This is a genomic window from Brucella sp. NBRC 12950 (genome assembly GCF_030268145.1).
Classification (GTDB): domain Bacteria; phylum Pseudomonadota; class Alphaproteobacteria; order Rhizobiales; family Rhizobiaceae; genus Brucella.
In genome coordinates, this window is the sequence record NZ_BSQC01000002.1 from 300431 (window position 1) to 323615 (window position 23185).

The window sequence follows — 23185 nt, forward strand, 5'->3', positions numbered from 1 at the left end:
ACGTCAGGAAGGAAGACGTGGCGCGCTAGTGGAGGAAACCGGCCTCGTGGCCCTTGTTTGAAGACCCCAAAAGGGAGGAATATCATGAAAAAACTCGTTACCGGCATGATCGCCGCTGGCATGTTGCTGGCAGGAAGTGTGGCAGCCTTTGCTGCCAATGTGTCGATCAAAGTTGCCTATGAAAACAACCCGGGCGAGCCTTTTGATGAGGTGATGCATTACTGGAAAGACGATCTTGCCAAGCGCAGCAATGGTGAAATCACACTTGAGCTTTATCCCAGCTCGCAGCTCGGTTCTAAGAAGGATGTGACCGAGCAGGCCATGATGGGTCTTAATGTCGTGACGATTTCTGATGTGGGCTTTCTGGCAGAATACGACCCGGACCTCGGCGTGCTTTATGGGCCGTTCCTGACCGACGATCCGGCTCAGCTTTTCAAGGTTTATGACGGTCCTTGGTTTAAGGAAAAGAGCGAAGAGCTGAAGAAGAAGGGCATTCACATCGTAATGCCAAACTACCTTTACGGTATTCGCCAGATCATTTCCAAGAAGCCTATTCGCACGCCTGATGACCTCAAGGGCATGAAGATCCGCGTGCCGAATAACGTCATGCAGATCAAGACGTTTGAAGCTATGGGTGCTACACCGACCCCAATGCCGCTGGGGGAAACCTTCCCTGCGCTTGCGCAGGGCGTGATAGATGGTGTCGAGAATCCGATTTCGGTTCTTTATGGCCAGAAGTTCCAGGAAGAAGCCAAGTATCTGAGCAAGGTCGGTTACTTGACCAACGTGGCTCTGATCGTCGGTGGCGAAGCCTTTTTCTCGACGTTGCCTGAAGAGCAGCTCAAGATGATCCATGAGTCCGCATATGATGCCGGTCTCTACAGCCAGAAGCTGACGATCGAAAAAGACAACGAGATGATCGAGAAGATGAAGGAAGCCGGCGTCGAAGTAATCGAAGTTGACCGCGCTCCTTTCAAGGCCATGGCCGAGAAAGTCTACTCGCAGTTCCCGGAATGGTCTGACGGTCTCTATGACCAGATCAAAGCCGAATTGAACTAATCCCCTTCAATCCGGAAATTGCCATGCTGCAGATTGGGTCGTGACCCTCGCTGCGGCATGGCTCCGTCATGGAACAATTCCGATGAAATATTTTGAAAAACTGATTGATTGGCTGGCCGCAGCGCCGCTGTTCGTGCTGCTGGCGATGTTCAATGCAGCTGTCGTCATGCGTTACTGGATGCATCAGCCGCTGCAATGGACCGAAGAAATGGCCGGTCTTTTAATGATTTGGATTGTTATGCTCGGCAGCGTCGCCGCTGAGCGTAGCAACCAGCACCTCGCAATCCCGATGCTGGTGGACATGTTCTCGGACAAGGTCCGAGACGTCGTCAATGCGATCATCGGAATCTTCTCCGGCCTGTTTCTGCTCTATGTCTCTTATGCCGGTTACAAGCTGTCGGTTGCAGCACAGTTCAAAGTGACTGATGTGCTCCGTGTTTCCTATTTCTGGATCGATATCGCTGTACCAGTTGGCTTCGTGATTATCGCCGTTTACATGTTCGCTGGCGCTTTCAAAACCTTGCGCGCCGCTTTTGCGGGAGGCAAGGCATGAACCTGACCACCATCGTCCTTATCATGCTGGCGCTGATCGCGCTCAATATGCGCCTTTATGTGGCCATTCTGATTGCTGTATTTACATATTTCATCTTCTTCAACCAGATGCCGATTGCAATCGCTGTTCAGCGTTTCATCAGTCCGGCACAGAACACTTCGCTTTTGGCGATCCCGTTCTTCATCATGCTTGGCACTGTGATGTCACATACGGGTATTGCTGAACGTTTGATTAAGGTTGCCGATATTCTGGTTGGTCGAATGCGTGGTGGTATGGCGCTGACCAACATTATGGTTTCGACTCTTATGGGCGGTGTGAGCGCTTCCAATTTAGCTGATAGCGCCATGTTGACACGCATGATGGTGCCGGAAATGGTCAAACGTGGCTATGATAAGGCATTTTCCTGTGCCGTCACGGCAGCTGGCTCGCTGATCACTCCGATTATCCCTCCGGGTATTGCACTCATCATCTACGGTCTGATTGCTGACGTATCCATAGGCAAGATGTTTATGGCTGGTGTTATTCCGGGCCTTCTCGGTGCCGTTATTCTGATGATCGCGGCCTACATCACGTCAGTAAAGCGTGGCTATAAGCCAAGCCGTGAAACGCGTATGACCCGTTCGGAAGTCGCTTCGACGCTTGCATCGGCATGGCCAGCGGTGTTCCTACTGTTCGCTATTATCGGTGGTATCCGCATGAACATCTTCACGCCGACGGAAGCTGGTGCGGTAGCGGTGACGCTTGTTCTGATTATCGGCTTTGTGATCTATCGAGAAATGCGTGTTTCACACGTAGTTGACTCGCTTATCGAAACCGCCAAATCCACGGCCTCAGTCATGCTTGTGATAATGGCGTCGTCTGCGCTCGCTTGGGTGTTTTCGCTGGAACAGGCAGGCCAGTCGCTGATGCAGCTGATTTCGTCGTTCACCAGCAATCCTTATGCGTTCCTGCTTGCAGTCAACGTGATCCTGCTGCTGTTGGGTGCACTGATTGAAGGTACGGCACTGATGATTGTTCTGGTGCCACTCTTGATGCCAACCGTGAAAGCACTCGGCATCGATCCGGTCCATTTTGGCATTATCGTCATCGTAAATCTATCGATTGGCACACTGACACCGCCTGTGGGCACCGTTATGTTAATGGTGTGCAACATTGCCAAAGTCAGAGTGGGCGATTTTACTCGTCAGGCATTCAGCATGTATCTGGGTCTGTTTATTCTGCTGGCTCTAATTACCTATGTGCCGATCATTTCTACCTATCTTGCACACTAAGAAATAAAAGCGCGGGAATTTCCCGCGCTTTTACATTTCACCATGGGTTTTCTACCCGTGGCCAAATTGGCCGTGTCATTTTCTGGTAGTCGGTCACGCGCGGATTGACCGGGTAGGAACTCGGCGCATCGACATATATAATTTCTGCGGCAATAGGCGCGAAGCCTGCATGAAAATGATTGGTCGATTTCACAACCAGAATGTCTTTCTGCATCGGGTCTATGCCGCAATTTGAAAAGATATCTGGCTCAAATGTCTGCGTGCGATTGGTGTTGAGAATGATGTCGATCTCAGTTCCAACGATGCGGACGACTGCCGAAGGTCCAAGGGTGACGCGACTGAGGCCAAAACTCTGCCACCCTTCCTGCAACACTTTCATCACAGTGACGCTCGCATCAATAGGTTCGCCAGCCTGCGGGCCGGATTTGCCACCAATGCGCAGATTGATGACTGCACCTTCGCCAGCAGCATGGCAGAACGTGACCGCCAACGTATCCCAGATTGTTGCAATGGCGGCGTTTTGAATGCCACGTTCGATCAAGCGTCGAAGAATATAAGTGCCATCTCCCGCAACACCACCGCCAGGATTATCCCACACATCGGCAATGACAGCAGGCTTAGATGGCTGAGCTGCATGGGCGGCGATTGCGCGATCAATGCCTTCGTCAACGTGATACATGGTCATCGGCGTTTGCTCGCGCATGGCGATGAGCTCACGGCCAAGTTTTTCGGCTAACGATTGCCCTTGGGCCACATCATTGTCGCTGACGACGAGAATCCTTGTTCCCATTTCAGGGACGTCGGCTGCCATAAATCCGTGAATAACTGAGATGGATAGAATTCCGTCCTTGCCCTGCAAGTCTTTGATACGATCAATAAAGGATCGCATCGGTTCCTTGCTCGTCGGAAAAACGCCGATCATTCGGCAGTCAAATGTCGAGATGATCGGTTTGATCTTGCCCTTGAGGGTATCCAGAGCGAGAGACACGACGTGCTCGCCACGTTCGTAAAAATCTGTGTGCGGAAATTCGAGAAACGCGGCGTAAATATTGAGATTCTCAACACGCTTTTGCGTCAGATGGCTATGTGGGTCAAACTCGCTGGCAACAAGAATATCCGGTCCAACGATTGCGCGGATGCGTTCAAGCAGATCACCTTCGCAGTCATCATAACCTTGGGCAACCATCGCGCCATGAAGACCAAGGACCACCGCATCCACGGGCATCGCTGCATTGAGCTGATCCAGAATTTCATCGCGCAGTTCTTCGAACGCTTGCTTTTGAAGTAAACCGCCAGGCTCAGCCCATGTGGCCGTGCCTTCAATGACAGTTAAGCCATCAATTGCAGCCCGTTTACGCAGAGCAACGATAGGCGATGAACACAGGGTCGGTGTGTCAGGATGTTTTCCGGGTGCTGCATAAAAAGCCATTTCAAACGACGCTCGGTCGGTTGGGACAGGCGAAAATGTATTGGTCTCAGTTGCAAGCGACGCTGTGAAAATGCGCATATGGTTTGCCCGGGCTATTTTTGCGGTGCGTAGGCGATGGCTTCAATCTCGATCTTGATATCGATCATCAAACGGGATTCGACCGTGGTGCGCGCCGGTGGATCTTTCGGGAAGTAAGTCGCGTAAACCGCATTCATACGTCCAAAATCGCGTGCATCTTCAAGCCAGATTGTCGTTTTGACGACATCTTCCATGTTTGCTCCGGCGAGGGCCAGAGCTGCCTTGATGTTTTCAAGAACCTGCTTGGTTTGGGCCTCGATATTGCCTTCTACGATCTTGCCGTCAGCTCCCATTGGCACCTGGCCGGAGATATAAACTGTGTCGCCAGCGCGCACAGCAGGGGAGAGCGGTACGTGGGACGCACCGAAAGCTTGTTTCTTTGACATGATGACTCCGTTTACTTTACAGCCCCGAGTGCCAGACCTTTGATCAGGTAGCGCTGCAGCCATATGAAGAGGATTGCGACCGGCAAGGTGGCTACGAGAGTAGCGGCCATGACATAGTGCCATTCAACCGTGTAGCGGCCTGCAACCAGCGAGAAGACCTGGATAGGAAGGGTGTAACTTCCCTGACTGCGCAGCATGGTGAGTGCGACGACGAACTCGTTCCATGCATTGATGAATGTGAAAATCGCTGTAACGGCGATAGCAGGCAGACAGAGCGGCAAGAACACTTTCACCAGTGTCTTGAAACGGCCAGCGCCTTCCATCCATGAGGCTTCTTCGAGATCTTTCGGAATCGTGTCGAAATAGCTCTGCAGCATCCAGACTGTGAAGGCGATATTGAAGGCCATATAGATTGCGCCTACGGCTGTAACGCTTTCAATCAATCCATAAGCTGCAAGCAACCGGAAAAGTCCGAGCACCAGCACGATTGGCGAGATCATCTGCGAAACAAGCAGGAACTGGCGGAACGCGCCATGGCCTGCAAAATGGAAGCGCGACATGGCATAAGCTGCTGGGATCGACACAATAATTGCACCGATGGAAGCGATGACCGAAACGTAGAAAGAGTTGAGAAGAGCTGTACCGAAGCCGGTTCGCACCCACATTTCGGAGAAGTTTGCCCAGCGGAATTCACTCGGCCACCACGTTGGAGACAGAACCTCTTGCGGCGGTTTTACTGCTGTCAGGAACATGACGGCAAATGGAAACAGCGTCAGCACGATCAATGGCGCGAGGATGATCCATGCGATGAATGTACGTTTTACTTTTGATGCGGTCATGCCCGTTCGCTCCGCATGGATAGCCGGATGTATATGGCCGTGAAAACAAGCAGGATGGCGAGCATGATCAGCGATACCGCCGAGGCTTCACCGAGTTTTCCGAGCCGGAAAGCCAGCTTATAGAGGTGAGTTACGAGAATATCGGTGGAGTTCGCCGGTCCACCCTGTGTCATCACCCAGATGATCGGGAAGGAGTTGAACACATAGATCGTGTTGAGCACGATTGCGATATTCACGAATGGCTTGAGCAGTGGCAGCGTGATTTCACGAAACTGTTGCCAGAGGCTTGCACCTTCAAGCGACGAAGCTTCGTAAAGGTCTTCCGGGATAGACGACAGGCCGCCAAGGAAGATCGTGGTTGTAAACGGCACAGTAACCAGAATGCCGACGAGAATTTGCATCGGAAATGCGGTTGCAGCACTGGCAAGCCACTGGATGTTACTGTCGATCAGTCCCAGATTGCGCAAAGCCGAATTGAGCATTCCGCTTTCGCCGTTCAGCGCCCAGCGCCAGACGATTGCTGTCATCGTGAGCGAAACCGCCCACGGCAACATGACGATAACGCGCGCAACGGAACGACCGTAAAAATCCATATTGAGGATGATCGCAACCGGTACGGACACAACAAGTGCGCCACCGACCACAGCCACGGTCCAGACGGCAGTCCGCCACAATGCATTGAGAAAATCGGGTGATGCGAACAGGGCGGTAAAGTTTGCACCATCGTTGAAATCGCGCAATTGGCCAAAACGGTTCACATCATGGGTGGCGATCTCAAAGAGATGCACAACCGGCCAGAAGATCACTACCGCAGCCAGCAGCAGGCTTGGCAGGATCAGAAAATAGGGCAGGGTGCGATTTTGCATCGGCCAAAAATTCCACGGAAGAAAAAGGAACCCGGCAACAAAACAGCGCAAACTGTTTTAAGCTGACCTGTTGCCGGGTTGATGGGATTACTTCTTCAGGATTGCATCTGCCTTGGAGGCAGCTTCCTTCAGAACGGCTTCCGGTTCGCCTTGACCCAAATAGATACTCTGCATCGCATTTGATGTGATGTCGGCGATTTCTTCCCAGCCCGGAATGATCGGTGCAAAGCGCGCATCTGGAAGCAGAGCCGTGAAAGCAGCGAGATCGGCATTATTGACATAATAATCCATCTTCGCTTCCTCCTTATTTACAGGAAGAAAGCCCTCGCCCTGCGTGAACTTAGCACGCCATTCGGTCTGGAACAGGAAGTCGAGAACTTTCCAAGCCTCTTCCTTATTCTTGGAGTTCTGGAACAAGATGACAGAGTCTGTCACGCCATAGGTGCCGCGCGCGCCCGTTGGGCCGGCAGGGATTGCCGTCACTCCGTATTTCAGGTTTGGCGCTTCTTCCTTGATCTGGTTGGACAGGAACGGCGCAGTGATCATCATGCCGACCTTGCCCTGCTTGAAGAGGTTCTGAACATCTTCACGCGCATAGGAGGTAACGCCTGGCTGGGTGAGGCCCCCGTCGATCATCGATTTGTAAAGCTTTGCAGCTTCCAATGCGCCCGGTGTGCTCAGGCCTGAAGTTCCATCCTTGTTGAGGATTTCTGCACCCTGCGACCACATCGCATAATAGTAATAAACGTCGGTTTCGATTTCCTTGCCCTGAAGGCCGAAACCGTAATTTTCGCCGCCTAGCGCCTTGATTTTTTCAGCCGCAGCTTTGACTTCGTCCCAGTTTGCCGGAGGATTGGCGACCCCTGCTTTTTCAAGCAAATCCTTGTTGTAGTACATTGCACGCGCGGACGCTGCGATAGGAAGGCCATATGTTTTGCCTTCCAATACCGAAGGCGATAGGAACGTTTCGATGAAACGCCCTTTGAATGAATCGTCCATATAGCCGTCAAGCGGCTCGGCGATGCCCTGCTGAACGAAGTCGATCAGCCAGCGGGTGCCGATGATCGAAAGATCAGCATTGGTGCCTGCCGAGATATCGGTAGTCAGTTTCTGCAGAAGAACATCCCATGGCACAACCTCGAAATTGAGTGTGATGCCAGGATTTGCGGCTTCAAAAGCCTTCTTCACTTCTTCAAAATATGGGCCAGTCTTGGAGCTGTACTCCGCCACCGTCATACGCACTTCGCCAGCCTGTGCGGCTGAACCAATTGCCAGAATGCTCAACCCAGCCAAAAGGCCGGCCTTCCATTTATTAATAGACATTTTCCCGTTCCCTTGTTTGCACATGCTTCATGTGAAGACGTCATAATTTTTGTTATTTTCTTACATTATCGGCAAATTTTGCGCTTTCAAGTAAAAAGTTTTGTTGCAAACTTACATTTTCACTTTTAGGCTGGTCAGAATAAGCAGGCGCGAAAAGTGCTGTATAAAGGGGAATGGAGTGGAGCATTCAGGCGAATTTGCCGGAAAATCCGTATTGATTACCGGCGCAGGCGGCGGCGTCGGCACAGCGCTCGTACAGCTATTTTCATCGCGTGGGGCGAGAATCATTGGCTGCGATACAAGCATTGACGTGATGCAGGCAGATGGTTTTGACAGTCGCCATGCATTTGATCTTCTGGACCGTAATGCGCTGGAAAATTCAGCAAATGATATTCTGGCTAGCGATGGCGTGCCGGATATCGTCATCAATAATGCTGGCTGGACGCGCTCGGAATCCTTCGAGGAGCTTGATCAGGCCGCCATCAACCGCGAAATCGATCTCAACCTGACCGGTGTCAGTGCAATTTCCACCGCAATCGCCAAGAAAATGGCGGCGCGGGGCCATGGCACATTCGTGTTCATCTCGTCCGTCAACGCGCTTTCACATTTCGGCAACCCCGCCTATGCAGCTGCAAAAGCAGGAATCAACGCCTTTGCGCGGGCGCTGGCAGTTGAATACGGACAGAACGGCTTACGGGCCAATGTGGTTTGCCCCGGTTCAATTCATACGTCAGCCTGGGATCATCGCATCGCGAAAGACCCCGCCGTTTTTGACAAGCTCAAGCGACTTTATCCGCTTGGGCGAATTGTCAAAGTTAATGAGGTGGCAGAAGCGGTTGCCTTCCTCGCATCCGACAAAGCGTCGGGCATAACCGGCACAATATTGCCGGTCGATGCCGGACTTATGGCCGGCTGTCGTCCATTTATCGATGATATTCTAAACGGGAACTGAGTGATGAAAAATGTTTCCCTGCGTGGCATTACCAAATCTTTCGGACAGATGAATGTTCTTGATCGGGTTGATCTCGATATTGAGGATGGAGAGTTTCTAGTGCTCGTCGGCCCGTCTGGCTGTGGTAAATCCACGCTTCTGCGCATGGTCGCGGGGCTTGAGCCGATTTCGGGTGGTGATCTGATTATTGGTGGCCAGCGCGCCAATGATCTGCCGCCGCAAAAGCGCAACATCGCAATGGTGTTTCAGTCCTATGCGCTCTTTCCGCATATGACGGCACGCGAAAACATCGGCTTTGGTCCGCGTATTCGCGGCGAAGATGGTTCAACCACCGCAGCCAAAGTGGATAAGGCCGCGTCGATCCTCAATCTGCATTCCTATCTTGATCGTTATCCGCGCCAGCTTTCCGGCGGGCAGCGTCAGCGGGTCGCCATGGGACGTGCGATTGTGCGTGAGCCATCGGTGTTCCTTTTCGATGAGCCGCTTTCCAATCTCGATGCACAGCTGCGTGTTCAGATGCGTACCGAGATTAAGGCGCTGCATCATCGTCTGAAATCGACGGTCATCTATGTCACACACGATCAAATCGAAGCTATGACAATGGCGGACCGTATCGTTGTGATGAATCAAGGCAAGATTCAGCAGATTGGTGCGCCGCTCGATCTCTATGATCGTCCCGCTAACAAGTTTGTCGCAGGCTTTATCGGTTCTCCTTCCATGAGCTTTATTCCGGGTGAGCTGATCGAAGGTGGAAAATTCCGCACAAACGAGGGTGAAGAAATCGCCATACCCGGAAAATCTACTGCTGGGCGCAGCGTTGAATTGGGTGTGCGGCCTGAAAATTTCGTCATTGCGAAGGAAGCTGAGGGGTTGACGCTCTCTATTGAAGTAGTGGAGCCCACTGGGCCGGAAACTCATGTTTATGGAAAAATTGCGGGCGAGGCTGTGAGAGCCGTGTTCCGCGAACGTATTCACCTTGCACCGGGAGAGCGAGTCCTTGTAACGGCAAAGCCTGAACATATTCATCTCTTCGATAAGGAAAGCGGTTTGCCGCTATAAATCCCATATGAGTAAGGTTGCAGACATCATTACAAGGCTTCATGCCGCAGCACAGGACGGGTCTAAATCCGACCGACGACTGGCTGCATTGGTGTTGTCTGATCCTGACTATGCATCCAAGGCAGCAATCTCGGAAATTGCCGCACGTGCTGGGGTCAGCGAGCCAACTGTAACACGCTTCTGTCGCGCGTTGGGTTGCGACGGCGTTCGTGATTTCAAGTTTTTTCTCGCACAGGCGTTGGCAATTGGTGGCCAATATCTGACAGCTGAGGCGCCGGCCCGTGATATCCGTGAAGCCCGTATTGCTTCTGCCGTCGCCGATGCTGCGGTCGCTGCAATACATCGCGCAAGCGACAATCTCGATATGTCTGTTGTTATGAAGATCGCTGAGCGGATAATCAGCTCCGGGTCTGTGCTGTGCATAGGTTCTGGCGGGATTTCATCGATGATGGCGACGGAATTGCAGAACCGCCTGTTCCGGCTGGGCATTCCGGTGCTGGCTCAGGTGGATGGACAACTTCAGCGCATGTATGCAGCTGTTGCAACGCGGGAAACAACGGTCATCGCGTTTTCAGTTTCGGGTTATGCCCGATCCGTTGTCGAGGCGATACTGGTCGCGCGACAATATGGTGCTGAAACCATTGCTATTACCGCGCCGGGATCTGATTTGGCAAAGGCGGCAAACACGGTCATTCCGTTTCAGCCCAATGAAGATGGAAATCTCTATAAGCCGACATCTTCCCGGTTCGCACTTATGGCAATTCTTGACATGATTGCGACTGCCACGGCTGAAATTCATGGACCAAAAGTGCTTGAGAGCCTGCGACGCATCAAGCACAGTTTGAACACACTCAAGATTGATGATCCACGCTTGCCGCTGGGAGATTGAAGAATGACAAGGCCTACGACCGTTCGTGACATTGATACGCCTGCAATTCTGATTGATGTTAATCGGGTTCAAGCCAATATTGCCAAGGCGCAAGCTCACGCCGATGCTATCGGCGTAAAGCTCCGTCCGCATATCAAAACCCATAAACTGCCGTTCTTTGCAAGGCGGCAGCTTGAGGCTGGCGCAGTCGGAATCACGTGCCAGAAAATCGGCGAAGCCGAAGTTATGGCCGATGCTGGCATTGTCGATATCTTTCTGCCTTATAATATTTTGGGCAAGGAAAAGCTCGAGCGGCTTTATGCCCTTCATCAACGTATCACAATTTCGGTCACCGTCGATAATGCGACAAGCCTTGAGGGGTTGGCAAAGCGCTTTAACAATGAAGGGCGCGCGCTCAAAGTGCTGGTTGAGTGTGATACGGGCATGGGGCGCTGTGGCGTGCAAACACCTGAACAAGCGCTCGAACTTGCGCGCCAGATTGAGCAGAGCAAGGGCCTGAAGTTCGGTGGATTGATGACCTATCCGGCCGCTGGCAAGGCCGAGCAGGCTGAGCATTGGCTTCTGACAGCACGCAATCTTCTCGCAGAAAATGGCATTCAATGTGAGACGATATCAAGTGGTGGCACGCCCGATATGTGGCGTTCGCCGGCACAAAGCGTCATTACAGAATATCGACCGGGCACCTATATCTACTTCGACCGGCATCAGGTGGCAAAGGGTGCTGCGACGCTGGATGATTGTGCGTTTACCGTGCTGTCGACAATCGTTAGCCATCCAACTGAAGATCGTGCAATCATTGATGCCGGCTCCAAGTCACTTTCAAGCGATACGCTCGGACTGGCCGACTTTGGCGAGCTGGCCGGAAAGCCGGAAGCCAGGGTAACGGGCCTCAGTGAGGAACATGGCACGCTCAAAGGTGATCTGGCTGGTTTGAAAATCGGCGACAAGGTTCGGGTCATCCCTGATCACGTCTGCGTCGTCACCAATCTTTTCGACGAAGTACACCTTATATCAGGTGACGATGTCATTGATATACTGCCGGTGGCAGCGCGTGGAAAACTAAAGTAATTAGGAGGATTATTTGGAAGGGGCCGTCAATCCATTCGTCGGGGACAAGGACCGCGAGCAAATCTGGGAAATGCTTGTGCGTCGCGATATCCAGGCTTTCGTCACTGAAAATTGGCAATTGGTCGCCGATGACTTTGACGAGCCTCGCTTTTTAGGCATCCATGCTCACGGTGAATCTGATCCCGATAAATGGGAGGCCGCATTCCCGACACTTACCGCTTACCGCGATGAATGGCTGCGTCAGGCAGCGGAAAGTGCCGCAACCGAATATGCCGAATCTCTTTCAGACGGAATTTTTCGTGCGACGCGACTCAACGTGATTGATATCAATGGCGATGTCGCTATTGCGCGCAAAAAATTTCATGGAACGATCGCAAAAGCAGATGGAACCCACGACGAATTAAACTGGCAAACACTTTATTTTTGCCGCCGCCATGACGATCGCTGGCGTATTACGGGCTTCGTTGGATATATGGTTAATCGCTAATTTCGGGCGGTTAACTCATTTCAAATTTATGGGTGAGGATCGCTTGATCCCTGGCCATTTTTCTGGCAAATGACCCCAGATAAGTCATAAGTATAATCATACAAATTTACTGTAATTAACCTAATTTGTATTCTGAGAATACTAAATTGTCTCATGTCGCAGCTAACTGCATATTTGTCGCAGCTCGCTCGTGTACAAGCCTTTCCCCGGATTACTATTAATGACAGAACGGTTGATTAGTCCTCACAATTGGACCTGTCGATCAGCTCGTATATTTCGTCGTGCAACCCATCAAAAACAATTATGGGAACGGGTTGCGCCAAGATGAATCCGTCACTGTGGGTGGACATGTCGGGAAATGGCCTATATAAATACATCACACCAATCGCTAATCATTCTCAGCGGGTCATTCAAAGCCTGCAAGTTGCGCATGTCAAATTCGCGTATGAATGAAGAAATAATGATGTTAAAAAGGAGATTAAACCCGTCAGCACAGCGGGGTTAAACATAATGCATGGTATTTTATACAAGGAAGAAAGTATGAAGTCGCCTGCGAAGACCAAGATAAGCTTAAATAGAGTTTTTAAAGTCTTTGGCGATGATCCAGAGCGTGCAATGCAGGAATTGCATGCAGGCAAATCAAAAGCCCAGATTCACAGTGATCTTGGTGCTACAATCGGTGTAGATGATGCGACCTTCGACATTAAAGAAGGCGAAGTATTCGTCATCATGGGTCTATCTGGCTCAGGTAAATCGACGCTTCTGCGACTGCTCAATCGTCTGATAGAGCCAACGGCAGGTTCCATCGAAGTCGATGGCCGGGATATTGTTAAAATGTCGAAGCGCGAACTGATTGATCTTCGCCGCCGCGACATGAGCATGGTGTTTCAGTCCTTTGCTCTACTTCCCAACCGTACAGTCTTGAACAACGCTTCATTCGGTCTTGAAGTAGCGGGAATGGGTGAGGCCGAGCGCCACGAAAAAGCAATCAAAGCGTTAGCGGCTGTTGGGCTCGAACCATACGCCAACTCGATGCCTGATCAGCTATCCGGCGGCATGAAACAGCGCGTCGGCCTTGCAAGAGCACTTGCGAGCGAACCGACCATTTTGCTGATGGATGAGGCTTTCTCTGCACTTGATCCACTGATCCGTACCGAAATGCAGGATGAGCTAAAGCGTCTTCAGGCAGAACACAGCCGCACAATCATCTTCGTGAGCCATGATCTCGATGAAGCCATGCGAATTGGTGATCGTATCTGCATCATGCAGCACGGCAAGGTCGTTCAGGTTGGAACGCCGAACGAAATCGTCTCCGCGCCCGCCAACGATTATGTGCGCTCATTCTTCCGCAATGTTGATGTCTCACGCGTCTTCACAGCAGCAGATGTTGCGCGTGAGGACGAGTTGATCGTCTTCGATCCAACGCAATTGTCTTCGGCACTTGAACGTCTTGAAGCGAGCGGCAAGTCTTACGGTGTGTTGCTGGATGGAGATCACATTTACCGTGGCGTTGTTACACGAGATTTGCTCGCAAGTGGAAGCTTTAAGGCGGAGAGCGATCAGTTGGACGGTGCGGCTGCGATAAAGGCCGATGCTCCACTTTCCGGTCTTTTGGTGCGTGTGGCTGAAAGCCCTTGGCCTGTCCCTGTCACCGACCGGCATAACCGCTATCTCGGCGCTATCAGTAAATCGGCTTTGCTAGAGACTCTCGGCCGCGCGGGCTGATCCGCGCGCTCATATTTTCTCAGGCATTCGGGTTTGATCCCGTATTGGATACCCGTTTTGGACAATGTCCAGCCATAGGTAACTCGATCTGAAATGGACGGTAAACCATGGATCTGAATTTTAGTATCGGCGGATGGGCAGATGTAGTGGTGAACTACATTCTTGATCATTTTACGCCTGCGCTCGATATGATCGCAGCCACAATCGGTTTTGTGACCGATGGCATTCAAAATGCTCTTCTTTCAATTCCGCCTTTCGGTGGCATTGCTATTCTCACGCTGCTTGCGCTGTGGCGTGTGGGATGGAAATTCGCAATTTTCACAGTATTTGCTCTCGCTCTCATCATCCATATGGGATTGTGGAGCGGCACGATGGAGAGCCTGTCACTTGTGCTCGCCTCGACGATTATTGCCGTGGTTATTGGTATTCCCCTTGGTATCGCAATGGCGCGTAGCGATGCTGTGGCATCGGTGGTTCGTCCGGTGCTTGACTTGATGCAGACGATGCCAGCCTTCGTTTATCTCATTCCAGCAGCAATGTTTTTTGGCCTCGGCGCTGTGCCGGGCACGATTGCAACCGTCATCTTCGCCATGCCGCCTGTGGTGCGTCTCACCAATCTCGGTATCCGTCAGGTTCATGCTGAGTTTGTTGAAGCCGGTCTCGCTTTTGGCTGCACCTCGCGCCAACTGCTGTTTAAGGTACAACTTCCCAACGCCATGCCATCCATCATGGCTGGAATGAACCAGACCATCATGCTGTCGCTTTCGATGGTGGTTATCGCATCGATGATTGGCGCAGGCGGCCTCGGCAATACGGTTTTGACCGGTATTCAACGTCTTGATGTCGGTAAGGGATTTGAAGGCGGACTCGCAGTGGTCATTCTGGCCGTTATCCTCGATCGTATCACACAGAGCTTCGGCAAAAGAAATTCCGGGGGCTTGTTGGGCTTCTTCAAAAGGCTGTCCTTTATGAAAAAGACGGCAGATGAGCCATCATCATCTGCGTTCCGCAAGCAGGAAGCATAAACAAATAAAAACGGGAACGACAGTTAATCACAAAGGAGAAGCCATGTTGGGAAAGCTAACAAAGTTCGGTCTTGCAGCAGTAATAGCTGGAAGCTTGTCTGCCGGAGCTGCATTCGCGCAGGACGGAAAAACAGTGAAGATCGGCTGGGCTCCCTGGTCTGACGCAGAATTCGTCACCAAGCTCGCGGCCAAGTTGATTGAAGACAAACTTGGTCAGAAGGTTGAGCTGGTTCAGACCGACGTAGCACCGCTTTATCAAGGCGTAAGCCGTGGCGATATTGATGCAATGATGATGGCCTGGTTGCCTGAAACCCATGCTGATTATTACAAGCGTGTGGAAGACAAGGTTGAAAATCTTGGTCCGCTTTATGAAGGTGCAAAGCTTGGCTGGATTGTTCCGGACTATATCCCGGAAAGCGAGATCAGCTCGATTGAAGATCTGAAAAAGCCTGAAGTTCGTGAGAAACTGAAGGGGGAAATCCAAGGTATCGATCCGGGTGCAGGTCTGACCCGCCTGTCGGACGAAGCAATTAAAAAATACGGACTTGATTACAAGCTGAATATCTCGAGTGAAGCTGCAATGTTGACTACTGTTGATCGTGCAACGCGTTCGGATGGCTGGTTCGTCGCCACGTCTTGGAGCCCGCACTGGATGTTCGGCAAATATAAGCTGCGCTATATTGCGGATCCGCAAGGTGCCCTCGGTGGCGCTGAACACATCGATGCTTTGGCTCGTAAGGGCTTCAAGGAAGAAAACCCTAAGGTTGCGTCTCTCCTTGAGAAGATGAGCATTCCGATTGGCGAGTTGGAAGCTGCAATGTTTGATGCGCAGGAGACTTCCTACGAGAAGGCCGTCGACAAGTACATTGCAGACAATCCGGACCGAATTAAAGAATGGCTTGCTGAATAAGCTTGCTTTCAGATGAGCGTCTGAATTGCGTGTTTTGACGCGCATCTATTTCGGAAAACTGATCTGCAGTTTTTGGAATGGCTTCAAGGTGAAAGAAAGCCCCGGAAAACCGGGGCTTTTGTTTCGCTGGGATTGGCCTCATTGTCCAAATGGAAAAGGAGCAGGCTCCTCCCCAAGAACCTGCTCCTTAATGCATCGCCCCCGCCAAGGGATGGTCGATGCTTGTCCAAATCAAATGCCGATTAGGATCGACTGATCGGGCTTACGAAAACTTTCAACAACTTTAACGCACGTTACTTCCGGGATGCAACCTAATTCTTTATTTCCCGACATCGTTTTTAATCTCGCCCATGATCGGATAATTTTAGCAGGGCTTCAAGCTAGGCCGCAGCCGCGCAGAAAAAGCGTTGAAACCTCTTTTTCTAAGCGATCAAGATCTAGTGGCTCGTCTTTACTGAGCGACATCATGCTACGCACCTGCGCTTCAAAATCTGCATAGTGCTGGGTGACTGCCCATATATGCATTTGAAAAAGCAGAGGATCGACTGGTTTAATCCGACCATCGTCTACCCATGATTGAATGAGCCTCACCGCATTATGGGTGGCAGCGACGTGCTTCTTCCAATGGCGGCTTAGATAGGGCGCGCCATTGGCAATTTCGGTAGTGAAAAGACGGGAAGCCTTCGGGTTTTTCTGGCTATATTGGAGCTTGGCCCGAATATATTGCCGGATAACTTTCGCGGGTTCTTCTTCGGTACTAGCCCCAAGGAAAATATCTTCCCACTCGTCGAGGATGAAGATGATGATATCCTCGTAGAGTTCTTCCTTGCTGGAGATATAGTAGTGGAGTTGAGGCTTGGTGAGACCCGCGCGCTGAGCGATACCCTGCGTGGACGCGCCCACCAGTCCTTTTTCTGCGAACTCATCAATTGCGGCTGTGCGAATAGCATCCTGAATGCGACGCCTGCGGCCAAGAACTTTGTCTCGGCTGGTCAGCTCATTATCGTCATTCTCGTTGTCGGTTGTCATATCCGCCAGCCATTATCTTCAAATCAGAGGCTTATTGGCCCAGTTGCTTCTTGATGTCGAGACCTGCGCCTTTGTTTACGAAGGCGTCGGTAGCAACCTTGGCCATCTCCAGCTCATCACCGCTTAAGATACCGGACTTACGAGCCAGTTCGTAGAATTCCTTAACGCGGTTCATATCGATGGCGCCGATACCCTTTTCCAGCGTGTCGCCACTGTCGATGAGCTTGAGGTCCTTAAGACGTGCAAGCTCTGCATCGAGCGTTTCCTTGCTCATATCAGCATTGTCTTTGAGGATCAGCTCATAGGCCTTGCTGTTGTCGCCATAGAGGAAATTGGTCCAGCCTTCGATGGAAGCGGTCACAAAACGCTGTACAAGGTCAGGGTTCTTTTCGATCAGTTCCTGACGCGTTTCGATGGTGTTTGCATAGGTGCTATAACCTTGATCTGCGAGCAGGAAGGTTGTGACTTTCGCGCCTTCTTTCTCAGCATAGATCGGTTCTGCTGTGGCGTAGGCCTGTTGCACAGTCTTCTTGTCGCCGAGGAACTGCGCCAGGCTATAGCCATAAGGGCGGAGCTGTTCGTCCTTGAAGCCAAAATCTTTCACCAACCATGGCCAGAATGAGAACTGACCATCCTTGGAAATCAGGATTGTCTGTGCATTGACGAGGTCTTTGAAGTCCTTGTATTCGCCTTCATGCGCCATTAGCGCCTGCGGGTCTTTCTGATAGAAAGCCGCAACAACCGTTGTTGGCACGTCATTGGCAACATTGTTGAACGACAAAAGCAGATTGCCGGTCAGCAGAAAGTCGAGACGACCAGCGGCGAGCATTGGGCGATTGTTGACCTGAGGTCCGCCCATTTCGATCTTCACATCGAGGCCATATTTCTCATAAGTGCCATCTGCAACAGCCTGATAAAAGCCACCGTGACCAGCCTGCGCCAGCCAGTTGGTGCCGAGCGTCACCTTATCGAGTGCATAGGCCATCTGCGCGGATAGGCCGATCGAGAAAGCGGCGACTGCCGCAAAGAGTGCTTTTTTCATTCGTTTCGTTCCCCTATTATCAGTTTGAAAGTGCCATGTCGGCTGTCCAGCCGCGGGTTTTTCCTGGATTTAGCAGGCCATATGGATCGGCCTGCTTCTTGAATTCGATCTGCGTGCTGTCGATTTCCTTCATGCCGCCGTCTTCGATCGTATAGGCGTGAGGATCGTAAATATCGCAGCCGTCAACCTGCTCCAGCTCCTCGATCAGGCGATACATCTCCTCACGGCCTTCAAAGCGCACAAGTGGTAGGGCAAAAATTTGAACTTCGCCTTCCAGACGCGCCATTTCATGATGCATATATTGCGTTTCACCGTAGCGTTCGATCTGGCGTGTAACCACATCGATGTCGAACGGACGCGGATAGGCAACCTGCAAATAGGTCCAGCCCGGCTCTGCCTTCAGCGCCTGAAGGGTGGTGTGGTTCCAGCCGCATTCGTATGCAGGCTGAAGACCGGCTTTGTGCAGCTCATCAAGGGTCATTGAGAAGGATACATTGCCGCCGAACTCAGTGGCCAATTGCTTGAAACGAGCCAGTTCTTCCGGTGCAATCATCGCAAAAACCGCATCTTTGTCGGATGGGAAAAGATCACCAAATTTAGTGTAGAAGCGAGCAAAGCGGCGGTCTACCGTCGTCAGCAGATAGCAATCTAGGTTTTCTTCCAGCGCCTTGAGGCAGAATTTCAGCGTTGCTTCATAACTATCGAAAAGCGCCGCAGTATGCACCCATTCGGTTGCTTTGGTGAGGCCGATTTCGAGCTCTAGAATAATGCCATTGGTGCCATAGGCATGCTGCACCTTATGGATGTCGCGGCCTGTCAGCTCAATGATTTTAGGCTCTGGCTCAACGGTTAGAACCTTGACCGAATAGACATTGCCATCGTCACGCAACATGCCGTGGCGCAGAGAACCGATGCCGCCCGAACCGCCTGAGAAAAAGCCGCCAATGGTGGCGATGCGGCGGGTCGACGGATACATCAACAGTTCCTGGCCCTTTTCGCGCACAGCATCGTCGAGGCGCGAAATACGTGCGCCGCCTTCAACGCGAACTTTACCCGGTTCGATTGCGATGATGCGGTCGATCTTTGTCATATCGAGAATGACACCGCCTTCGAGCGGAACGCACTGACCATAATTGCCGGTTCCGCCACCGCGAACAGTTATCGGAATGCGAAGCTTTGCTGCTGCTGCTGCAACGCGGCGCACTTCATCCTGATCTTTCGGGATGACGACGAGATCGCCCAAATAATGGCCGATGTCTTCAGTCAGGATCGGGCTATACCAGAAATAATCGCGGGACCGCAGTTCGACCTGCTTGGGGTCGTCATAAATGCGGATACCTTCGATATCGGCGCGAAAGGCGGCCCAGTCATAGACGCGCTGTGGTGCGGCAGAATTCATGGGGTTCTCCGATTTGTTTTTTTGCCATCGCGCCAGATGACGCGACGCGCCTGCGGACGGCTGATGAGGTCGTTGATGTCTGTGGCGTCATGCCAGATAAAATTCGCATTCCCGCCTTCGTTCAGTGCCTGTACGCGGTCACTTCCGATGAAACGCGCGGACAGGGTGGTGATGCTGTCGAGCCATTCATCCGGCTCAAGGTGGCAGACCGGGGCTGCGAGGCGAAGAACCGAAAGCGGATCATAATCGCCATAGGGATAGAAAGCGTCGCACACGTTGTCGGAGCCAAGCATGGCGTCAATGCCTGCACGACGTGCTTCTTTCAATGGTGCTACACCGCGAAGACGCGGCGATTTTCCGCCTAGCCTGTCTTGCAGATAGAGATTGGATGTCGGCAGAGATACAAGCGCTGTTCCAGCTTCCGCAGCGGCATCAAGAATGCGGCTTAGTTCCTCGGGTGAACGCAGCGAAAGCGAACAGGCATGACCGCAAAGAACGCGGCGTCCCATATTGTGACGCTTGGTTGCAGCGACAATCAGCGAGAAGCCATCAGCTTCCAATTCAAGCCCTTCATCGACGTGAAAGTCGAGCTTGAGACCATGCTGTACGGCAAGACGAAACATATGTTCGATTTTGGCGTCAAGATCAGCATTGCGATAGAAGAAAGCGCCAAGAACGCCGCCGTCTTTTGCCACGCGCTGGGCAATTGCAGCAGCGCTATCAAGCACGATATCGCCATGGATAAGCGCTGCAAGTTCAAAATCGATGCGGTCTTGCCATTCCTGACGCAGCTCGTTCAGCACCGGCCAGGCGGTCGGTACATCAGGTGTGGTCCAATCGACATGAGTTCGCATGGCACCAACGCCTTGCGCATAAGCTGCTTCAAGACCACGTGTGGCGCGGGCGTGAATATCGTCGGCGTTCCAGCTCTCACGGTCGATATTCATCAGATCAATCGCATCGAACAGACACTCAACTTTGGCGCTGCCACGCTCGGCAATGCGACCGATGGTGAATGTCTTGTCGAGATGCACATGCACATCAGCGAGAAGCGGTGTGATAAAGCCGCCGCCTTTTGCTTGCGAAGGCGTCAGTGAAGCAATGCGTCCGCTATCGGTGCTGATATCATAGTATCCGCTGCGACCTGCAATCACGACGCCTTTGAGTAAATCAGCGTTTCCAATCTTATCGTTCACGACGGATCTCGCTTTCATGCCAGCGTCCGAGCACAAGGCGCGACAGCCAGCTTGTGATCAGGAAAATCACAATACCAAGCAGCGAAACGAGGAACAGTGCAGCAAACATGCGCGGGATTTCATTGCGGAAGCTCGATTCCAGAATACGCGAGGCCAGGCCAGTGCTTTGGCCAGCACTGCCAGCAACAAATTCTGCCACCACAGCACCGATCAGCGAGAGCCCACCAGCGATCTTGAGCGCTGCCATGAAATAAGGCAGGGCGCTTGGTGCAAGCAGATAGCGCAGACGCTGCCACGGCGAGGCACGATAGAGCTTGAACAGATCGCGTAAATTATGATCGGCGCTACGCAGGCCGATAACCGTGTTTGACAGGATCGGGAAGAAGGCCACGATCCATGCGCAGATCAGCAGGGCTGAAAACGTATCGCGCACATAGATCAGGATCAGCGGTGCAATGGCAATGACCGGTGTTACCTGAAGAATGACGGCAAACGGAAAGAAGGCCATTTCAATCGGTCGGGACAGCGCGAAGATCATGCCAAGCAGAACGCCGCCGATAATCGCGCAGAGTAACGAAATCAGCGTGAGCTTGACCGTGAACCACATCGAAGTCATCAGCGATGGCCCGTCTTTAATTAGCGTTTCGCCGATGAGCGATGGAGCTGGGATCAAATAATGCGGTACATTATAATAGCGCACCAGACCTTCCCAAATGCCGAGTGCGATGATGATCGCAAGCGTTGGCATGATGATGCGCAAGTTGCGGTCTCTGCGGGCCAGGCGGTGTTGTTCGGAATTCAGAACAGGCGTTTGGTTTTGCATGATCCCTGTCCTTAATGGTCGATGTCTTGCGACGAAAGCGTTGCGGTGAGTGCATCGGAAACGCGCGCGCAATCCTTTGCGTAAGCTTCCGTGGTGCGGAAGTTTTCAGCGCGCGGATAGCTGCCTTCAATAGCAATATCGGCAACGACGCGTCCGGGGCGTGCGGCCATGACGATGACGCGGTTTGAGAGATAGACGGACTCATAAACGCTGTGCGTGACGAAGACCACGGTCAAGCCGTGTTCCTGCCATAGCCGCAAAACATCATTGTTGAGTTTGAAACGCGTCATTTCATCGAGCGCCGCAAAAGGCTCATCCATCAACAGCAGACGCGGACGCGTGACCAGTGCGCGGGCAATAGAAACGCGCATTTTCATGCCGCCCGAAAGTTCGCGCGGAAAGGCGTTGGCGAAGCGGGAGAGGCCGACCTGCGTCAGCACTTCTTCCACGCGCAGCGAGGCCTCCTTGCGCGAAATGCCAGAAAGACGGAGCGGCAAATAGACATTGTCGAAAACGCTGGCCCACGGCATCAGGGTAGGCTCCTGAAACACAAAGCCGATGTCCTGCGCACCAATGGGGCCTTTGCCCGGTGCATGGCCATTGACGTGAATGTTGCCTGCCGAAATGGATTCAAGGCCTGCAATCATGCGAAGTGCTGTACTCTTGCCGCAACCTGACGGGCCGAGGAAGCTTACGAACTGACCTTGTTCGATCTTGAGCGACATATCACTGACCGCAATGACGCCTGTTCCATATTGCTTATAGACGCCGTTGATATCGATCAGGGAAGATGGGGTTTGCGAGTTGGGGGCCACGCTCATCGTCCTTACCAGGCAGGTTGATTGTCGAGCCACGAGAGTGGCGCTCGTTCGATCTCGGTCAGCACCTCGACCAGGCGCTCGGCAGCAAAGTCGATGGTCTTGCGGCCTTTTTTAGCGGTGGCAATCGATGCGTCGCCAGCAGCGCCGTGAGCGTTGATGTCCTGCACCTGCCATGCTGGCTTTGCGCCACCGCTCAGCGAAAGATGCTTGTAATCAGAAGCAAATGTTTCGGTTAGTGTGCGGAAATTCTGCGCCTTCGACATGTCCACCAGATCCGGGTGGAATTCGAGCATGACAGAGGTTTCCATGTCGCCGGCATGAATGCCGTGCTTGAGATCGTGCTCGCTATAAACGCCTTCAGGCATTCCGAGGCCAAACCAGTTGACGCTGAAAACCATCATATTGTGTTTGATACGCAATTCGCGCGCCACAATGTCCATCACCGTGATCTGGCCGCCATGGCTGTTCAGCAGCGCCATTTTGCGAACGCCGCTTGCAGCAACGCAGGCGCCAATTTCACACCACATGCGAATGAGCGTTTCTGCCGAGAATGTCAGTGTGCCGGGATAAAGGCTGTGCTCGTTGCTTTTGCCGATAGCTTGCGTTGGCAGGAACAGCACTTTGCTTTCATCGGGAAGGAGGGCGATTGTTTCTTTCACCATACCGTCCACAATAGCTGCATCCACTGCCAGAGGCAGATGTGGTCCGTGCTGTTCGATCGCGCCAACGGGCAGAACTGCTACGATTTTATCGCGCTCCAGGCGGGAGAATGCCTCGCTCGTATATTCCGACCAATATCGTTTCAAGTGGAGGCTCCTGGCTGGCTGCTGGGGGTAGGCTGCGTGCTGAAGCAAAAAACTTACTAAACAATCTGACCGATCGGTCAAACTAAATGTTTAAAAAAATGGGGAGGCATGCAATTAAGGTGTGAATCCGTGACGAATTCGCCACGCGAC

Annotated in this window: 23 protein-coding genes; 11 read left to right on the forward strand and 12 right to left on the reverse strand. The window is 52.2% G+C overall.

Annotation, left to right across the window (positions count from 1 at the left end; genetic code table 11):
• Nucleotides 1–84: 84 nt before the first annotated feature.
• The 3 genes from QSJ70_RS04380 (at nucleotide 85) to QSJ70_RS04390 (ending at nucleotide 2883) form a co-directional block, all read left to right on the forward strand.
• Nucleotides 85–1059 carry a C4-dicarboxylate TRAP transporter substrate-binding protein gene (locus tag QSJ70_RS04380; RefSeq protein ID WP_215776889.1) on the forward strand — a complete coding sequence of 325 codons (975 nt, stop codon included), beginning with the start codon at nucleotides 85–87 and terminating at the stop codon, nucleotides 1057–1059.
• Between the two features lie 82 nt (nucleotides 1060–1141).
• Nucleotides 1142–1612 (forward strand): TRAP transporter small permease, encoded by a 471-nt coding sequence (locus QSJ70_RS04385; RefSeq protein ID WP_215776884.1) that lies wholly within the window; start codon nucleotides 1142–1144, stop codon nucleotides 1610–1612.
• A complete protein-coding gene (locus QSJ70_RS04390; protein WP_215776875.1) occupies nucleotides 1609–2883 on the forward strand; it encodes a TRAP transporter large permease in 1275 nt (424 codons plus the stop codon). Before QSJ70_RS04385 ends, QSJ70_RS04390 begins: the two co-directional genes overlap by 4 nt.
• A 37-nt stretch (nucleotides 2884–2920) precedes the next feature.
• Here QSJ70_RS04390 and QSJ70_RS04395 read toward each other — a convergent pair whose 3' ends face one another.
• The 5 genes from QSJ70_RS04395 to QSJ70_RS04415 form a co-directional block, all read right to left on the reverse strand.
• Complete coding sequence (locus QSJ70_RS04395; protein WP_285534968.1) at nucleotides 2921–4390, reverse strand: M81 family metallopeptidase; 1470 nt, start codon at nucleotides 4388–4390, stop codon at nucleotides 2921–2923.
• A 14-nt stretch (nucleotides 4391–4404) separates the two neighbouring features.
• On the reverse strand, nucleotides 4405–4776 hold the full coding sequence (locus QSJ70_RS04400; protein ID WP_215776872.1) for a RidA family protein: 372 nt from the start codon (nucleotides 4774–4776) through the stop codon (nucleotides 4405–4407).
• Nucleotides 4777–4787: 11 nt separating this feature from the next.
• Entirely contained in the window at nucleotides 4788–5615 is an 828-nt protein-coding gene (locus QSJ70_RS04405) for a carbohydrate ABC transporter permease (protein WP_215776870.1), read from the reverse strand.
• Nucleotides 5612–6481, reverse strand: a complete 870-nt coding sequence (locus QSJ70_RS04410; protein ID WP_215776868.1) for a carbohydrate ABC transporter permease — start codon at nucleotides 6479–6481, stop codon at nucleotides 5612–5614. Before QSJ70_RS04410 ends, QSJ70_RS04405 begins: the two co-directional genes overlap by 4 nt.
• An 87-nt stretch (nucleotides 6482–6568) precedes the next feature.
• On the reverse strand, nucleotides 6569–7804 hold the full coding sequence (locus QSJ70_RS04415) for an ABC transporter substrate-binding protein (RefSeq protein WP_215776867.1): 1236 nt from the start codon (nucleotides 7802–7804) through the stop codon (nucleotides 6569–6571).
• Between the two features lie 178 nt (nucleotides 7805–7982).
• Here QSJ70_RS04415 and QSJ70_RS04420 point away from each other — a divergent pair, with 178 nt between their 5' ends.
• From QSJ70_RS04420 to QSJ70_RS04455, 8 genes are all read left to right on the forward strand, one after another.
• Nucleotides 7983–8756 carry an SDR family oxidoreductase gene (locus tag QSJ70_RS04420; protein ID WP_215776865.1) on the forward strand — a complete coding sequence of 258 codons (774 nt, stop codon included), beginning with the start codon at nucleotides 7983–7985 and terminating at the stop codon, nucleotides 8754–8756.
• Nucleotides 8757–8759: 3 nt separating this feature from the next.
• Nucleotides 8760–9815, forward strand: a complete 1056-nt coding sequence (locus QSJ70_RS04425) for an ABC transporter ATP-binding protein (protein ID WP_285534969.1) — start codon at nucleotides 8760–8762, stop codon at nucleotides 9813–9815.
• Nucleotides 9816–9822: 7 nt separating this feature from the next.
• Complete coding sequence (locus QSJ70_RS04430) at nucleotides 9823–10704, forward strand: MurR/RpiR family transcriptional regulator (protein WP_215776861.1); 882 nt, start codon at nucleotides 9823–9825, stop codon at nucleotides 10702–10704.
• 3 nt (nucleotides 10705–10707) lie between these two features.
• Complete coding sequence (locus tag QSJ70_RS04435) at nucleotides 10708–11772, forward strand: D-TA family PLP-dependent enzyme (RefSeq protein ID WP_215776859.1); 1065 nt, start codon at nucleotides 10708–10710, stop codon at nucleotides 11770–11772.
• A gap of 13 nt (nucleotides 11773–11785) precedes the next feature.
• The gene (locus tag QSJ70_RS04440) at nucleotides 11786–12259 is read left to right on the forward strand and encodes a hypothetical protein (RefSeq protein ID WP_285534970.1); all 474 of its coding nucleotides are present in this window, start codon (nucleotides 11786–11788) and stop codon (nucleotides 12257–12259) included.
• Between the two features lie 540 nt (nucleotides 12260–12799).
• The gene (gene proV, locus QSJ70_RS04445; RefSeq protein ID WP_285534971.1) at nucleotides 12800–13984 is read left to right on the forward strand and encodes a glycine betaine/L-proline ABC transporter ATP-binding protein ProV; all 1185 of its coding nucleotides are present in this window, start codon (nucleotides 12800–12802) and stop codon (nucleotides 13982–13984) included.
• A gap of 107 nt (nucleotides 13985–14091) precedes the next feature.
• Nucleotides 14092–15009 (forward strand): ABC transporter permease, encoded by a 918-nt coding sequence (locus tag QSJ70_RS04450; protein ID WP_285534972.1) that lies wholly within the window; start codon nucleotides 14092–14094, stop codon nucleotides 15007–15009.
• A 43-nt stretch (nucleotides 15010–15052) separates the two neighbouring features.
• Nucleotides 15053–15919 (forward strand): glycine betaine ABC transporter substrate-binding protein, encoded by an 867-nt coding sequence (locus QSJ70_RS04455; protein ID WP_215776852.1) that lies wholly within the window; start codon nucleotides 15053–15055, stop codon nucleotides 15917–15919.
• A gap of 375 nt (nucleotides 15920–16294) precedes the next feature.
• Here the strand turns inward: QSJ70_RS04455 and QSJ70_RS04460 are convergent, their stop codons facing one another.
• The 7 genes from QSJ70_RS04460 to QSJ70_RS04490 are packed head-to-tail and all read right to left on the reverse strand — an operon-like array spanning nucleotide 16295 to nucleotide 23035.
• Nucleotides 16295–16948, reverse strand: coding sequence for a TetR family transcriptional regulator C-terminal domain-containing protein (locus QSJ70_RS04460; protein ID WP_215776851.1), 654 nt, complete (start codon nucleotides 16946–16948; stop codon nucleotides 16295–16297).
• Between the two features lie 31 nt (nucleotides 16949–16979).
• Nucleotides 16980–17990, reverse strand: a complete 1011-nt coding sequence (locus QSJ70_RS04465) for an ABC transporter substrate-binding protein (RefSeq protein ID WP_215776850.1) — start codon at nucleotides 17988–17990, stop codon at nucleotides 16980–16982.
• 19 nt (nucleotides 17991–18009) lie between these two features.
• A complete protein-coding gene (locus QSJ70_RS04470; protein WP_215776848.1) occupies nucleotides 18010–19389 on the reverse strand; it encodes an FAD-binding oxidoreductase in 1380 nt (459 codons plus the stop codon).
• The gene (locus QSJ70_RS04475; RefSeq protein WP_215776847.1) at nucleotides 19386–20603 is read right to left on the reverse strand and encodes an amidohydrolase family protein; all 1218 of its coding nucleotides are present in this window, start codon (nucleotides 20601–20603) and stop codon (nucleotides 19386–19388) included. The genes QSJ70_RS04470 and QSJ70_RS04475 overlap by 4 nt, the downstream gene beginning before the upstream one ends.
• Nucleotides 20575–21408, reverse strand: a complete 834-nt coding sequence (locus QSJ70_RS04480; RefSeq protein WP_215776845.1) for an ABC transporter permease — start codon at nucleotides 21406–21408, stop codon at nucleotides 20575–20577. Before QSJ70_RS04480 ends, QSJ70_RS04475 begins: the two co-directional genes overlap by 29 nt.
• Nucleotides 21409–21419: 11 nt before the next feature.
• Nucleotides 21420–22229 (reverse strand): ABC transporter ATP-binding protein, encoded by an 810-nt coding sequence (locus tag QSJ70_RS04485; RefSeq protein ID WP_215776843.1) that lies wholly within the window; start codon nucleotides 22227–22229, stop codon nucleotides 21420–21422.
• Nucleotides 22230–22234: 5 nt separating this feature from the next.
• On the reverse strand, nucleotides 22235–23035 hold the full coding sequence (locus QSJ70_RS04490; RefSeq protein ID WP_215776842.1) for a creatininase family protein: 801 nt from the start codon (nucleotides 23033–23035) through the stop codon (nucleotides 22235–22237).
• Between the last annotated feature and the right edge of the window lie 150 nt (nucleotides 23036–23185).